Genomic DNA, 15,490 nt, shown 5'->3' on the forward strand with positions numbered 1-15,490 from the left:
TATTTATGTTGGTTTATTTATAAGTGATAAGCATAAACCAACCCATTTTGTTTGATTAAACCACCTCTAGCTAGAAGACCTCAAGGTCACCGATGCTCACGTGTTGGCGATCTTCAACGGTCTTGGTAACCACTAAGCGAAGGTTATTCCCTACGACACCATCGGGGAGATCCACAGATACGGGAATCGGGTTATTACGAATATTGGAGAACTCGCCCTTGGCTACTGAGCGGCTCCCGACTAAAATCTCATAGCGCTGGATATGTCCATCGGCATCTCTACGCTGATCTGGTGTGTAGACTAGTCGTTTGATAGGACGAGCCTGTGGAAAATTGAGGGTAATCTCACGAGCCTTGTTAGGTAGAACAACGGCTGAGTAGCCATTGCCGTCCATAATCCTAAGCCGATCCTCGTCACTAAGGCTCGGTATCTTCACATCCTTGCCCGAATACCCAAAACTAACACCAGTTGTTGCCACAAGCCCCGAGCGCTGGCTCTGTGCCTGCACGCTAACAGAAAGGTGGTCGCCCGGCAAGTGAACTGGATCAGAGTAGGCCTGCCAAGCCCCATCGCCCAAGCGGTAGCTTAGAATTAACTCACGATTGCTTCCTGTTACATAGAGAGTATCTTGAGAGGAGCGACGTACTGTAGGGGCCTCCACAAGCTCTGCTGCCAAATAAGCTCCAATCTCTGCTAGGCACACAGGGCCCTTAGACTTAGTCACACGAACACGAATGGCATCTGTCTCGACTGTCTTAAAACGAATAATGCGCTTGTAACCGATAGTCGTGAGGCTGTCCACCGTATCGATTGGCTTCCACTGACCATCTGCATCGGCAGTTTCGATAGCAAATGCCTCGACACGCTGACCAAGAGGAATATACTCTTGAAGCATCAGGTTATTGACTGCCGCTCGCTTGGAGAGCTTGATGCTGATGTCGGCGGTAGACACGGCATCTGTAGTGGCCCAATAAGTTTCGTCGCTACCGTCTACTAGGTGCTCTGGTCTGTAGGTCTTACCACGACGAGTATCAGCAGCCGTCACACTAGACCTGAGGGCTAGATTATGCTCGAAGCTTGATCTGATGTACTCATGCCAAGCAATCAGATTGGCAGAGTCCGTAGCAGGAATACGTCCGTCTAGTGCGATAGGACAGTTGAGCAAAAAGTTGGCATTGCGCCCAACGCTCTGATAGTAGAGGTTCGCCAAGTTCGCCACCGAGCGAACCTGATGATCCTCTCTATGGTGGTAGAACCACCCCGGACGAATGCTCACATCAACTTCCGCTGGTAGCCATTGCTTAGCATCGCTCATACCCCATTGTAGCTGAGTGTGGTGCTCTTCTCTCTCTGGATCATAGGCGCAGTAGTTGGTTTCCCCTGCCCAGCCACTCTCATTGCCAACCCAGCGGATCGTAGGCTCTGTACCACCAAAGATCATAATATCTGGGTTATTGGCACGCAGGATATCTCCCGCCTCGTGATAGCGATAATATGTTTGGGGATCTATCTTACGGGCAGAGTCCGCCCCGCCATACCAGCCAGTACCACCATTGGCGCCATCGAACCAGTACTCAAAGAGTTCACCATAGCCAGTAGTCAGCTCACGGATCTGTTCATGGAAAATCTTACGATATTCCTCATGTCCGTAGTGTGCGTTATTACGATCCCAAGGGCTAAGGTAGAGTCCAAACTTAAGTCCGTGACGCTTACATGCTTCACTGAGATCTCTTACTAGGTCCCCGTTACCACCCTGCCATGGGCTAGCCTTAACCGAATAGTCGGTTGTCTTAGTAGGCCACAGGCAGAAACCATCGTGGTGCTTGGCCGTCAGAATGATCCCTTTCATACCTGCACGCTTGAGCGTGGAGGTCCATTGCTCTACATCTAGGGTGTCTGGGGCGAAAGTAGAGGCTGGAGTATTGCCGTAGCCCCACTCTAGGTCATTGTAGGTATTGAGGCCAAAGTGGATAAAGGCATAAGTCTCTAGACGATGCCAGTCCATCTGAGCTTGAGTCGGCACAGGGGCAATTGGAGCAGGAGGTGCGTCCTCGGCTGCGCAGGAAGCTAGCATAGCTCCCAAAAGGCTTGCGTAAATAGCTTTCTTCATTTATGTTGAGTATTTATTAATGTATTACTTATTGCATGCACATGTTTCTTGTACAATCTGAGCGAGTACCCCTACGAAGTCGGCGGAACTATTAAGACAAGGGACATATACAAAGGACAACCCTCCAGCCTTCTTAAACTCTTCGTGGTACTCATGGTCAATCTCGTAGAGGGTTTCCAAGCAGTCGCACACAAAGCCCGGACAAACAACAACGACACGCTTATGCCCCTCCTTAGGCCAAAGAGGAACACGCCCCTTCATATATGGTTTGAGCCACGGATGCCAGCCCAGTCTAGACTGATATACCAACTCGACACGCTCTCGAGGGATTGCTAGATCCTCAATAAGGAACTGTGCCGTACTCTCACAGTGCAGTCGATAGCAAGTATCTCTGTGGTCCATACCGTGATCATCACGACGATGATAGCAATGATGAGGTGTGCCATTGTTCTCCCGACAAGGCTCCTCTATATGCGAGATCGGAACACCATGGAAGGACACCACCAAGCGATCGTAGGGCTGGTCTAGATACGGCTTGATGCTATTGGCTAGTACCTGCCTGTAAATAGGATAATCGTAGAAGGGTCTGATGACGTTCATGCGGAATGTCGCACCCAGTTTGTCTGCAACACTCTGGGCATACTCGACAGCCGTGAGGAATGTGCTACGGGTATAATGCGGATATAGAGGTACTACGATAACCTCGGTAATGCGCTCTAGAGCCATGAGGGCTGTAATGGCTTCAGTCATCTCTGGCTTACCGTATCGCATAGCCATAGCTACGGGTAACTCTAGCTGATCTGCTAGCTCACGAGCAATGTGAGCAGTGTGCCTGACAAGGGGGAAACTCTCGGTTTCTTCGTCCCAAATAAGGCGGTAGGTCTTAGCCGACTGAGGTGCCCTACGAGGGGTAATGATCCTTTTTACTAATAGAGATCGCCAGAAAGGAGAAATCCCTATCACATGCTCGTCCATCAAGAACGTAGTCAGGTAGCTTGCTACATCTTGGACAGCTGGCGAGTCTGGTGACCCCAAATTGATGAGCAGTACCGCTCTCGATTTGCGATAGCTAGCCCCATAAATAGATTGAATAGATATCTCGGTCATCTCACCTACTCAGATGATAAAAGCGGCCCCTCATCTGCAAGAGCAGAGTCGTAGTCTTGGAAAAGAAAGTCATTGTAGGGGAAACGAGTTACATGAATCTCCTTGACCCTCTGGTAAAGTAGAGCCTTGAGGTCGTCTATTCCCTCGCCATGGCGTGCCGAAATAAAGCGACAGTCGTCCCCCATGCGTGCTAGCCATGTCTGCTGTAGCTCCTCGGCCGATATATTACGCTTCGTCCTAGGGCTAAGATCATCGGCATCTTTCTCCTCCCAAGTGAAGGCATCGAGCTTATTAAAAATCAGAAGCATTGGTTTATCTTCCTGCCCAAGCACCTCCCTTAGGGTGGCATTAACGACTTCTATCTGCTCCTCGAAGTTGGGGTGTGACACATCAACCACGTGCAATAGTAGATCTGCCTCTCTCACTTCATCGAGTGTGCTCTTGAAACTCTCTACAAGCTCCGTGGGCAGCTTACGAATGAAGCCCACTGTGTCGCTAAGTAAGAAGGGGAGATTGTGTACGATGACCTTACGTACGGTAGTGTCTAGTGTAGCGAAGAGCTTATTCTCGGCGAAAACCTCACTCTTGGCTAGGGCATTCATCAGCGTACTCTTGCCCACATTGGTATAGCCCACGAGAGCAGCACGCACCATCTTACCTCTATTCTTACGCTGCATCGACATCTGTCTGTCGATGAGCTTAAGCTCTTCTTTGAGGTGAGAAATACGATCTTGAATGATACGCTTGTCCGTCTCGAGCTGAGTTTCTCCCGGACCACGCATACCGACCCCACCTCTCTGACGCTCAAGGTGCGTCCATAGGCGAGTAAGTCTGGGCAACATATATCGATACTGTGCCAGTTCTACCTGAGTCTTGGCATAGGCCGTTTGAGCCCTTGAGGCGAATATATCTAGAATAAGACTTGTGCGGTCTAGTATCTTGACCTTGAGTGCGGCCTCTATGTTACGTAGCTGCTTGGGGCTAAGCTCATCATCGAAGATCACAAGACCGATCTCGTTCTCCTCGACATAGAGGCGAATCTCCTCCAACTTACCTTTGCCGACGAAAGTCACAGGGTGAGCGCTCTCCAGCCTCTGGACAAAACGCTTCACTGGGCGAACGCCAGCTGTTTCGCTCAAAAAATCAAGTTCATCTAAGTACTCCTTGACCTGCTCCTCACTCTGTGTACGAGTGATTAGGCCGACCAACACTGCTTCCTCAGATTTAACTTCTGTTATAATGAAATCTTTCATACTGACACAAAAATACGCATAAAGGCCAAAGCCATCAAATAGCCATAGTCCTTATAAATCGGATGATTGGGTACTGCTTAGGCAAATCCTGCTCAAGCAAACCTCTGCTAGGATAGGTCCTGCAGGAGCCTAGCCCAACGTTCATCGTTGACCTCTCGCGTGAAAAGCCTACGTCGCTCTAATGCAGCCAAACGCATACGCTCCAACCGACCCTCATCTCTACACAGAGCGACCAAAGTATGGGCATACTGTCCTATATCAAACGGCCGAATACGTACCCCACAACTGTCGTTTGCCCCCAAGATACCTTGCATACCAGCACAGCAATCGAAAACGAGCGGCACCACACCATAATTAATAGCCTCGGCCATAACCATTGGCCAACCCTCAAACGTCGAGGTCAAACAAAGAATAGAGGCTGTCTGATAAACTGAGCTAGTGTCGCTAATATACCCACAGAAATGCAGTCGCTCGAGTTTGAGTGCCTGCGCCATACGCTGTAGATGCTCCAAATCTTGGCCATTGCCATATATCTTGAGCTCCCAATCGGGGAGCTGATATTGCATCTTACTCCAAACCTCCAACAAACGATCCACACGCTTCTGAAGGGGATCTAGACGCCCTACGAATACAATCTCCTTGGCCTTGCCCAACGGCGGATTGGGGACCAAGTCAATCGTATTATATATAGGTATGATTTTGTCAGCTGTCACTCTATCCAAATCCAGCACTTTAACAAACTGCTCCTTATACTCAGGGCAAAGCACAATAAAGCGGTCATAGAACTTAATTTGCTCTAGATTGATTCGCCTATTTTCCGCCTTAAATTTCGATAAGATCTGATACTTCAGACGTCCGATTGTCTGCCACTCTAGCCATTTGAGTATAGACTTGTGCCTCCTGAGCTTCTTACGCTCTAGCAAATGGGTGTACTCCCAGAATGGCTGCACATGGGACCAAAAAACTAGCCTACAACCGGTGGCCTCACGTACACCTAGGGGCACACTAGGGCTAGAGCTACAAACGAACAAAATATCTAGCTGACAAGTCTTGATGCACTCAATAAGCCCCTCGATACATACCCGATCGAGCAAGTCACAGTCCTCTGGGAGTAGCCAAATATCATCAAGATCTCCCGAGGGAGGCATAAATTCCTTTGGCTCGTGGGTTAGAGCAATGAATGTAGAGTGAATACCCCACGAGGCAAAGAGCTCAGCCGTATTATAAGACACTTGCTCGGCTCCGCCGAGATGCAAGTGATGATGTAGAAATCCTACTCGCTTTATGTAATGAATCATCTTGATGCAAACTTCTACTAATTAGTCATGCGTAAGCAATACATTCTCGTACACAGTGCGTAGCTCACGGACGATCTGTTTAGGGTTAAACCTTTGTGCATAGATACGCCCCTCATGCCTCATACGCTCGGCTAAGCGTCTATCATCAATAACCGAGAATATCTGCTCGGCTAGCATATCGGGGTCGTCGGGATCTGTGTACAGACTATTGGGACCTCCTGCCTCCTCCAGACAGCTCCCCGTAGCGCCTATGACGGGAACACCCGCATTGAGCGCTTCTATAAGCGGTATGCCGAAGCCCTCGAAACGGGAGGGATACACAAAGACCTCGGCTCCACCATAGATCCCGGGGAGATGCTCGCTAGGGATAGCATGCATCAGACGAACGCGAGCAGCGACTCCACGCTTGCGAGCCTCGGCCATGACGACATCGCAGTAGGGAGTGCGCTTACCTACAGCTATTAGGTGAATATTTTTATCAATCAAGAGCGAAAGAGCCTGAACAACCAGTTTGAGATTTTTGCGTTCCTCGATGCTACCCACAAAAAGGATATAGCGCTCTGGCAGCTGATAGTGCCCTCTGGCGAAAGCAATCTCCTCCGGTTTCATCTGAGCAAAGCGCGGCGAACAGCCCTGATAGATCACAGACACCCTCTCTGGCTCTACCCCAAAAACGTCTACAATATCTCTACGTGTGAACTCGCTCACAGCGATCACATGGTCTGCCGCCCTAGCAGAGGCTCCATACTTACGGCGATATAGTGCACGATCAATCGGTTTATAGAACTCAGGGTGACGAATAAAAGCCAAGTCATGTATCGTCACTACCGTACCAATGCGCTTCTCTCTATACAAGCCCAAAGGTAGCTCATTGCTCAGTCCGTGGTAGATATCAACCTCCTCTTTCAGGAGCATGGACTTGAGTCCATAGTTGCGCCACCATGCTCCGAGCATCTTGCCCACACCACTCTCTGGGGTGTGCAGGCTCACAGAGCGGTTCTGCAGCAAAGTATCGTATAGATGTGGATTGCCTAAACTCGGCGAGCAGAGCAAATAGTTGCTCTCGGGGTAGTACTCCGCTAGAGCACCTACGATGTAGCGGCTGTAGTTGCCTAGGCCTGTAAGATTGTTGGTGATGCGCTTGGCATCAAAAGCTATGTTCATGACAAACCTGATTGTGTCGATTGGGATTGATGAGGTCTGAGTAACCGATACGAATAACCGTACCTACGCCGCAGAGTATGGCTGATATCTTCGTACGACAAGTACTCTAGATAGAAACGCTCAGCATCCGCCTCTAGTATACCACGCCTACGGCTCCCCTTAGCCAAAAGAGTTGCTATGGTACGCCTAGAGAGGTAGCCAAGGTAGCGACGGGCAAAATCCACTAACCCTATACCATAGACTCGTCGGGCGTATCTAGCAGCCATTTTGGGTAGACGGGCCAGCCAAAACCTCTCATAAGCCTCAAGTAGTGCGCTCGTAGTAGTCAGCTGCTCCCAACCTCGCTCTCGAGCATATACTGTGGCCAGCGCTACTAGAAACGACCTATTGCTAGCCAGCCGAGAGAGGTTCTTAGCGGCTTCGGCCAGAGAGAGTGGACGGGAGCGAAAAGCCATACGATTGACATCGACCAAATAGAATTGATACTCTCCCCTCTCATCTCTACGATACAGCACATTGCCCGGCGAGAGATCTCGATGTACAATGCCTGCTATATGCAGATTGGCAATGAAGCGGCCTAGGGACTCTACGAAGCCCATCGGTGCAGTAAGCCCTCTAGCATGAGCATGAATATCATACTCCGTAGCATCGACCCAAGCCGATGCATAGTAGCTCCGCCCGAGAAGCCCCCAAGTGTCACGCTGCTCGGCATAGCCTAGAGGGCGAGCTGTAGCCCCTGATAGGAAATCGAGCTGCAAGGCGTGCAGATAAGAGCGCTTAGCCTTGCTTACTCCCAAGTAGCTGTAATAGATGCGACGTGGCAAGGACACACGCCCAAAACACTTGAGGACATAGGCAGGCTCCGAGCCATATTGTAGGCGATAGAGCATGTTGCGCCCCTCGTATATAGGTGTACACTGCCAGCCTGTGGGCAGAGATACGCCAGAGCGAAAAGCTTCTGCCACCTCAATCAGCTCACAGAGCCGACGCTGTGCCACCCCATCAATAGCTCGATAAATGACTCGATCGTTCATATTAGTACAAATATAACCATTTATCTCTAGTGCTCGTCCCCTACTGCCCGAGCTGCCATGGCTGCACACACTCTGCCCCACAGAGCTACGAACGCAGAGATGAGGATTGCACCAAGCCCAAAGGCAGGTACAACCCTCATCGAGATGTTTGTCTAGTAGGATCTACAAGAGAGGCTTACTTCTCTTCGCGCCCCTTGGCATAGGCTTCCATAGCCTCATAGCTCATAGCCATAGAGCTGAAGCCACCGTCATTGAATAGGTTCTGCATCGTGATCTTACGTGTCAGATCACTAAATAGAGAGATACAGTAGTCGGCACAGTCGTCGGCATCGGCATTGCCTAGAGGAGAGATATCCTCGGCGAAGTGCAGCAGATCAACCATACCCTTAACACCGCTACCTGCCGTAGTCATCGTTGGTGACTGAGATACGGTATTGATGCGCACACCCTTCTCACGACCATAGTAGTAGCCGAAGCTACGAGCGATGGACTCTAGCAAGCTCTTGGCATCGGCCATATCGCCATAACCGAGGAAAATGCGCTGAGCAGCAATGTAGGTCAGTGCCACCACCGAGCCACCTTGCGCGATTGCATCAAGCTTCTTGGCTGTCTGGAGCATCTTGTGAAAAGAAATAGCAGAGATATCAAGCGTCGTAGAGAGTAGCTTATAGTCTAGATCATCGTAGCTACGACCCTTACGCACGTTGGGGCTCATACCGATAGAGTGTAGGACGAAGTCTACTGGCCCACCGAAGGTATCCATAGCAGTCTTGAAGACGAGCTCTAGATCCTCTAGGCTAGTTGCATCGGCTGGCACGACCTTAGCTCCGAGCTTCTCACCAAGCTCATTGAGCTGTCCCATACGTACGGCAACGGCAGTGTTGGTCAGGATAACTTCTGCCCCCTCCTCTACTGCACGCTCAGCTACACGCCAAGCAATCGACTGTTCGTTTAGGGCGCCGAAGATGATACCCTTCTTACCCTTCAATAGATTATAGCTCATAATCCTTATATTCTTTGTTAGTGGTTAGTTAGTTCTACTTTAATGGTCAGCCTGTTCGGCTTCTATATGCACAAAGGTACAACTTTTGTGCGTCCCCCCAATACCCACTAAGTTTTTTCAGACCTACTGACAATCACTGGAGAGGTCTATTCATCACCTTTTCGGTTAAAGTATGTAAATGAATTAGCCTTAAAGTTGAGATAACACAGGCACTATTCATAAAGACTGATGAGATTTACCCCAAAAATGAAGGACTAATTTTGTCCGATTGTAGGACTAACTTGTTGCGATGTGTCCACCAATCCCAACAAATTGATGGGTAGAAAATCTCTACACAATGGCACAGAAACACCGGATCGCCAGCAAAAACAACTTATCCAAAAGGATATCAACGCATTACAATCAGCCTCTTTAAGACGGGTGTTTTCATGCGGCTGGGAGTAAGCTCCCCAAAGAGGTAGAGTGCAACCTAGAAGCCGCTAGGGGGCAAATACGAGGTCTACCCTCCTCTACCCTTACGAGGCAAAAGCTACTACGATTGTACTCCTATTTTGTTAAGATATGTTGCTGTTTTTATATTCGCCTCTCAACTCTAGCCTAACGTGCAGTCAATCAGACTGACCACAAATGACTTGTAGATTGAGATCAGTTACGCCACAAGTATATGAGGCTGATCTGTGCTAGAGCATAAGCCCTCAATAAGCATCACATTGGGCATTAGGTATAATATCTACACGCACACTCCCAAAGGCAAGTATGAGAGGAAAAACGCTATCTTTGTGAGTTCGACAGAGTAAGATCTTGGTGGGTTTTTTCTTGCTATGAGCTAGCCCTGCAGTCTTGGCGAACAAGAAGCTAAAAAGCATAACAAATAAAAACAAACGATATATGGCAAGTATTAGAGATGGAGAGAACGAGCTCAAGCTCCTAGGCAGTAGCACAGAATATAAGCAGGACTATGCCCCCGAGTGCCTCGAGGCCTTTACCAACAAACACCAAGGCACAGACTATTGGGTTAGATTTCATTGTCCTGAGTTCACTAGTCTATGCCCTATCACGGCACAACCAGACTTCGCTACCATATACATCAACTATATCCCCGATGTACGTATGGTGGAGAGCAAGAGTCTCAAGCTGTACCTATTCTCCTTCCGTAGCCATGGTGCTTTTCACGAAGACTGCGTCAATATCATCATGCAGGATCTGATCAAGCTCATGGATCCTCGCTACATTGAGGTGCTTGGCGACTTCACTCCTCGAGGCGGCATCAGCATCCTTCCTTACTGCAACTATGGTCGTCCGGGAACTAAATACGAGGCGCTAGCCGAGCAGCGACTCGCCAACTATCCAGTCAAATGAAACGTGCACTAGCTATCATCAACCCTATCTCTGGTACAGCCTCCAAAAACAACCTGCCGGGACGACTGGCCGAGGCCTATCAAGAGACAGATATACAGCTATACATCAGCTATACTAAGGCAGCAGGCCACGCCTACGACCTAGCCAAGAGAGCTGTTGAAGACGGGTTCGAGTACGTTATAGCTATCGGGGGCGATGGCACCATCAATGAGATAGCCCAAGCCCTACTACATAGCCCTACAACACTCGGGATCATACCCAAAGGCTCGGGCAATGGACTGGCAAGGGCACTAGGACTACCGATGAGCGAGAAGAAAGCAATCGAAACGCTCACCTCTGGCGAGAGCATCACGATAGACTGCTGTCTAGCTAATGGTAAGCCCTTCTTCTGTACTTTCGGCATGGGCTTCGATGCTGAGGTAAGTGCGGCATTTGCGGAGGTTCCGTTCAGAGGCTTCCTATCCTATGCCAAAACCTCTATTGAAAAGTACATCAACTACAAGCCTAGCATCTATCGGGTGCAGATGGACGAGCACGAACCCATCCAAACAGAGGCCTTCGTCATCGCAGCAGCCAACGCCAATCAGTATGGCAACAACGCCTACATCGCTCCCAAAGCGAGTATGACAGACGGCAAGTTTGATCTCGTAATTCTCAAACCCTTCCCAGTGCTGGAGCTGGCACAGATCACGATGCAGCTATTCAGCAAGCGTATGGAGGAGAATGCTCACCAGAGCTCATACCAGATCAAGCGCGCCGTGATCGAGCGAGAAGCCGACGGCGTAGTTCACCTAGATGGGGAGCCGCTCAAATTCGACAAGCGCATAGAGCTAGAGATGCTGCCTGCGGCAATACACGTTATTGCCCCCAAAGAATAAAAATAGCACTACCATAAGAAATGAATTGGAAACGATTTAACCTCATCAACAATGTCCTCGGGTGGCTAGTCTTCGTGATTGCGACGACAGTCTACCTAATGACTATTGGCCCGACGGCGAGCCTGTGGGACTGCGCCGAGTTTATCGCCTGTGACTATCGCCTAGAAGTAGGGCACCCGCCGGGTGCTCCCTTCTACATGCTTGTATATAATGTCATCTCTCACCTAGCGCCAGATGCGACGCAGGTGGCGCTCTATACCAATGCCACCAGTGCAGTCATCAGTGGGCTAACGATCCTTTTCCTTTTCTGGACGATCACGCACATGCTTCGTCGAGTGATTAACCCACACTTCCGCCTCTCTGCTAGCCCAAACGACCCTTCGGCTCAGAGCATCAGCCTCTCACAGGGGATTGCGATCTTCGGCAGTGCATTGGTCGGCTCTCTAGTATATACATTCTCAGACACGTTTTGGTATAGCGCTGTGGAGGCAGAGGTTTATGCCTTTAGCTCTCTATTCACAGCTGTTGTCTTCTGGTTGATGTTTAAGTGGGAGGAGCGCAGCGATGCCGAGAGGTCAGATAGGTGGATTATCCTCATAGCCTACCTCATGGGGCTGAGCATTGGGGTACACCTCCTGAACCTGCTCTGCCTACCGGCTATGGCACTCATCTACTACTACCACAAGGCCGATCGACCAAGTATCAAGGGCATGATTGCCTCTGTGTTGGTGTCTTTCGTGTTAATCGTCGTGATGATGTATGGCATCGTGCAGGGCGTGCCCAAAATGGCAGGACGCTTCGACTACTTCTTCGTCAATACGCTGGGCACGAGCTTCAATACGGGTCTTTATTTCTATCTAGCCCTCGTATTGGCTATCCTCTCATGGTCTGTCTACGAGGCGCACCGTGTCTATACGAGTGGTTCATCGGTCGATATACGCCTCAAAGCTGCGATATTTGCCTCTATCTTGATTATGGGCATCCCCTTCCTCGGCAGTGGTATGCTCTTGGGTATCGTCTTGAGCATTGCCCTCGGGGTGTATCTCTTTAAGTTCAGCAAGCTACAGCCAAGGCTCGTACATACGATGCAGATGAGCTTGCTAGCCATAGCTATTGGCTTCTCATCTTATGGCGTAATCCTCGTACGTGCCATAGCAGATACACCAATGAATGAGAATGCACCCAACAATGCTTTCTCACTCCGCTACTATCTAGCTCGTGAGCAGTACGGAGCTGCTCCTCTACTCTATGGGCCTAGCTTCGCCTCTCGAGCAGTACGCATTAACCCCGGCAAAGAGGTTATCGGGAAGGCTCCCAAGGCATCGCCCAACGATCCCGACCGCTACGTCAAGCTCTACGATCAGCCAGAGGCCGAGTATCCAGACGACCAAAAAATGTTCTTCCCTCGTGTACACGATCGTAGCCGAGCGCAGAGCTACAACATCTGGATGGGACGCAACCCCAACGACATGAGCCAGCCAACGTTTGGCGATAACCTACGTTATTTCTTTACCTACCAAGTAAACTATATGTACTGGCGATACTTCTTGTGGAACTTCGCAGGACGTCAAAACGACCTGCTTGGCGATGGTGGTCTGATGAAGGGGAATGCCGTTACGGGGATTTCGTTCATTGACAACTTCCTTGTCGGTTCGCAAGATAATATGCCCGACTCTATGGCCAAAAACAAAGGATATAACGTGTACTACGCAATGCCTCTAGTGCTCGGGCTACTGGGTATGTTCTACCAAGTGAGTCGCCGCCGCCTACGCAAACGTGGGGACAAAACACTCGGCACTGAGGACGAATACGACAACATCGGGCACTACAGCTTCTGGATAACCTTCCTATTATTCTTCATGACAGGTCTGGCAATCTTACTCTATCTGAACCAAACTCCCGGGCAACCACGCGAACGAGACTATGCTTATGCAGGTTCGTTCTATGCTTTCGCTATCTGGATTGGATTCGGAGTAGCGGGTCTGTGGCGCCTAATCGCCCGAGCTAGGTTATCAGATACTGCTAGTGCCATCACCGCTACTGCCATCGCTCTGATTGTACCCATACAGATGGCGAGCCAAAACTGGGACGACCACGATCGCTCTGGACGTACCATAGCACGAGATATGGGCATCAACTATCTCGAGAGTTGCGAGCCGAATGCTCTGCTCGTCTGCTACGGAGATAATGACACCTTCCCTCTTTGGTATGCACAAGACGTAGAAGGCGTACGCACCGATGTACGCACGATGAACCTTAGCTACTTGGGCGGGGACTGGTACATCGACCAGATGCGCCGTGCGACCTATGAGGGCAAACCTGTTCCGATGAAGTATATGAAGCCCGACTTCTACTACTTCAAAGAATTGGCGTACGTGGCAGATGAGAAGCGTCCGATGCTCCTAGAGGACGCCCTCAAGCTAACGACAGGTACTCCCAAAGAAACAGAGGCAATCTTCCCAACGCAATTTGTCATGCTCCCAGTAGACTCCGCTACCGTAGCCCAAAGCCTAGAGCGAGAGAACCCTGAGCTTGCCAAGTGCGTCGTACCCAATATGCCGATTTCTCTGGCAGGCAAACAATATCTAGACCGTGGCGGACTAGTGCTGCTCGACATGCTACAAGAAAACGAGTGGAAGCGACCAATATATTGGTGCATCACATCGCCTCGCAATGCCTTCAGCAACATGCCGAACTATCACGTACAGACAGGTATGACCTACCAACTCCTACCACTCGACCTGACGACCGATAGTATCCGTGGCGAGGTTGAGCCACTACGCCTTGAGCAGATGTACACGAATGTGATGACTAAGTTCCGCTGGGGCGGAGCCGACAATCCAAATGTATATCTCGACGATACAGGACGTAACATGATGGTTGGTATGCGCTCCAATGTATTCGTTCCGCTGGCTAAGGCGCTACTCAAAAAAGGCGATAAGGCAAGAGCTCAAGAAGTGCTCCGCCGCTGCCTAGAGGTTATCCGCCCAGAGGTAGTGCCTTACGACTACTTCAGCATTCGTTTTGCCCAAGCACTCTACGAGGCTGGTATGCATACAGAGGCTGATCAAGTGGCTTCGGAGATCTGCTCGAGTGCAATGCGTACGCTTGACTGGTGCTTCCGTCTGAGCGAAAGCAACCTAAAGCGTGCTTACAACGATGGTGAGATGCACAACAACTTCGACACAGCACTGATGACCTACCAGATCGCCCGTAGCCACGGTAGCACAGTGCTAGATATGCATCAGGAGAAGCTGCTACTCTACAGCCGCTATCTAGCGCCAGAGAGAGCAGCAGGCGAACCAACCAAAGAGCAACCTACAAGCCAACCTGCCCAGTGATCGAACGTCTACTCTGCCGAGTACCTCTGTGGTACCGAGCATTTTTCCCGGGCGCACGCTGGCGAATCCCTGCAATCAGAGGGAAAAGTATCTATCTAACTTTCGATGATGGGCCAGTACCTGAGGTAACTCCTTGGGTACTGGACACCCTCGACGAGCTAGGAGTGAAGGCAACTTTCTTCTGCGTTGCGGACAATGTGCGCAAATATCCCGAGCTATTCCAAGACATCATCAGCCGTGGTCATCAGGTAGCGAACCACTCCTATCACCACCTCAAAGGGCTTACTTGCCCCACGAAGCGGTATATGCAAGATGTCTACCAAGCTCATGAGCTCATTCAGTCACGCTACTTTCGCCCTCCCTACGGACACCTGCGTCTATCTCAAGTGCGAGAGCTAAGCCACAGCTTCGAGATCATCATGTGGGACGTCTTGACACGTGACTACAACTCCAAGCTACACCCCGACGAAGTCTTCGGTCTGGTACAGCGCTATGCACGCAACGGCTCTATCATCGTCTTTCACGACTCTATCAAGGCAGAGCGCAATATGAAGATTGCGATGCCTCGAGCTGTGCAGTGGCTCAAAGACGAGGGCTATCACTTCCTACGTATCGGGGACGCTCCATAGAGCAGAGGGGAGCAGAGAGTACCCTAATCCTCGACCGTACACTCCACTAAACAGAACCGCCTGCGTAGCGAAGATGCTACGCAGGCGGTTCTGTTTCTCTCAAAAAAACCTTAGCGGCTCGAGATAGAGCTATGAAATACACACAATCTAGTGGAGCTTACTTCTTGGCTGGATAGGATTTCAGTCCCATTAGATCGTCAATCCTTTGTCCCTTGACATTGAACGGATTGGGAGCGGCACCATCAATCAACTCGGCAAGCAGTACATAGTTACCCTCAACCTGTAGTTTGACCTTGTGCAGTCTAACCTGCCTA

Annotated in this window: 11 protein-coding genes; 4 read left to right on the forward strand and 7 right to left on the reverse strand. The window is 50.1% G+C overall.

Annotated features, from left to right (window positions below; all coding sequences use genetic code 11):
• Nucleotides 1-70: 70 nt before the first annotated feature.
• From HQ41_RS00595 to HQ41_RS00625, 7 genes are all read right to left on the reverse strand, one after another.
• Nucleotides 71-2,110: an alpha-L-fucosidase gene (locus HQ41_RS00595; protein WP_044186491.1), complete on the reverse strand. Its 2,040-nt coding sequence runs from the start codon at nucleotides 2,108-2,110 to the stop codon at nucleotides 71-73.
• 24 nt (nucleotides 2,111-2,134) lie between these two features.
• The gene (locus tag HQ41_RS00600; protein ID WP_044186495.1) at nucleotides 2,135-3,217 is read right to left on the reverse strand and encodes a ferrochelatase; all 1,083 of its coding nucleotides are present in this window, start codon (nucleotides 3,215-3,217) and stop codon (nucleotides 2,135-2,137) included.
• Between the two features lie 5 nt (nucleotides 3,218-3,222).
• Nucleotides 3,223-4,470 carry a GTPase HflX gene (hflX, locus tag HQ41_RS00605; RefSeq protein ID WP_044186497.1) on the reverse strand — a complete coding sequence of 416 codons (1,248 nt, stop codon included), beginning with the start codon at nucleotides 4,468-4,470 and terminating at the stop codon, nucleotides 3,223-3,225.
• Between the two features lie 107 nt (nucleotides 4,471-4,577).
• Nucleotides 4,578-5,768 (reverse strand): glycosyltransferase, encoded by a 1,191-nt coding sequence (locus tag HQ41_RS09195; protein WP_052405193.1) that lies wholly within the window; start codon nucleotides 5,766-5,768, stop codon nucleotides 4,578-4,580.
• Between the two features lie 21 nt (nucleotides 5,769-5,789).
• On the reverse strand, nucleotides 5,790-6,932 hold the full coding sequence (locus tag HQ41_RS00615; RefSeq protein WP_044186500.1) for a glycosyltransferase family 1 protein: 1,143 nt from the start codon (nucleotides 6,930-6,932) through the stop codon (nucleotides 5,790-5,792).
• Nucleotides 6,929-7,966: a lipopolysaccharide kinase InaA family protein gene (locus HQ41_RS00620; RefSeq protein ID WP_052405194.1), complete on the reverse strand. Its 1,038-nt coding sequence runs from the start codon at nucleotides 7,964-7,966 to the stop codon at nucleotides 6,929-6,931. Before HQ41_RS00620 ends, HQ41_RS00615 begins: the two co-directional genes overlap by 4 nt.
• A gap of 175 nt (nucleotides 7,967-8,141) precedes the next feature.
• On the reverse strand, nucleotides 8,142-8,969 hold the full coding sequence (locus HQ41_RS00625; RefSeq protein WP_044186504.1) for an enoyl-ACP reductase: 828 nt from the start codon (nucleotides 8,967-8,969) through the stop codon (nucleotides 8,142-8,144).
• Between the two features lie 888 nt (nucleotides 8,970-9,857).
• Between HQ41_RS00625 and queF the strand changes: the two genes are divergently transcribed.
• From queF to HQ41_RS00645, 4 genes are read left to right on the forward strand one after another with little or no spacing between them, the layout of a single operon-like run.
• Nucleotides 9,858-10,328: a preQ(1) synthase gene (gene queF, locus HQ41_RS00630; RefSeq protein ID WP_044186507.1), complete on the forward strand. Its 471-nt coding sequence runs from the start codon at nucleotides 9,858-9,860 to the stop codon at nucleotides 10,326-10,328.
• Nucleotides 10,325-11,206, forward strand: a complete 882-nt coding sequence (locus tag HQ41_RS00635; protein WP_044186510.1) for a diacylglycerol kinase family protein — start codon at nucleotides 10,325-10,327, stop codon at nucleotides 11,204-11,206. The genes queF and HQ41_RS00635 overlap by 4 nt, the downstream gene beginning before the upstream one ends.
• Before the next feature lie 20 nt (nucleotides 11,207-11,226).
• Nucleotides 11,227-14,547 carry a DUF2723 domain-containing protein gene (locus HQ41_RS00640; RefSeq protein ID WP_044186513.1) on the forward strand — a complete coding sequence of 1,107 codons (3,321 nt, stop codon included), beginning with the start codon at nucleotides 11,227-11,229 and terminating at the stop codon, nucleotides 14,545-14,547.
• Nucleotides 14,544-15,176, forward strand: a complete 633-nt coding sequence (locus tag HQ41_RS00645; protein ID WP_044186515.1) for a polysaccharide deacetylase family protein — start codon at nucleotides 14,544-14,546, stop codon at nucleotides 15,174-15,176. Before HQ41_RS00640 ends, HQ41_RS00645 begins: the two co-directional genes overlap by 4 nt.
• Nucleotides 15,177-15,490 lie beyond the last annotated feature (314 nt).

It is taken from the genome of Porphyromonas sp. COT-290 OH860 (assembly GCF_000768935.1).
Taxonomy (GTDB): domain Bacteria; phylum Bacteroidota; class Bacteroidia; order Bacteroidales; family Porphyromonadaceae; genus Porphyromonas.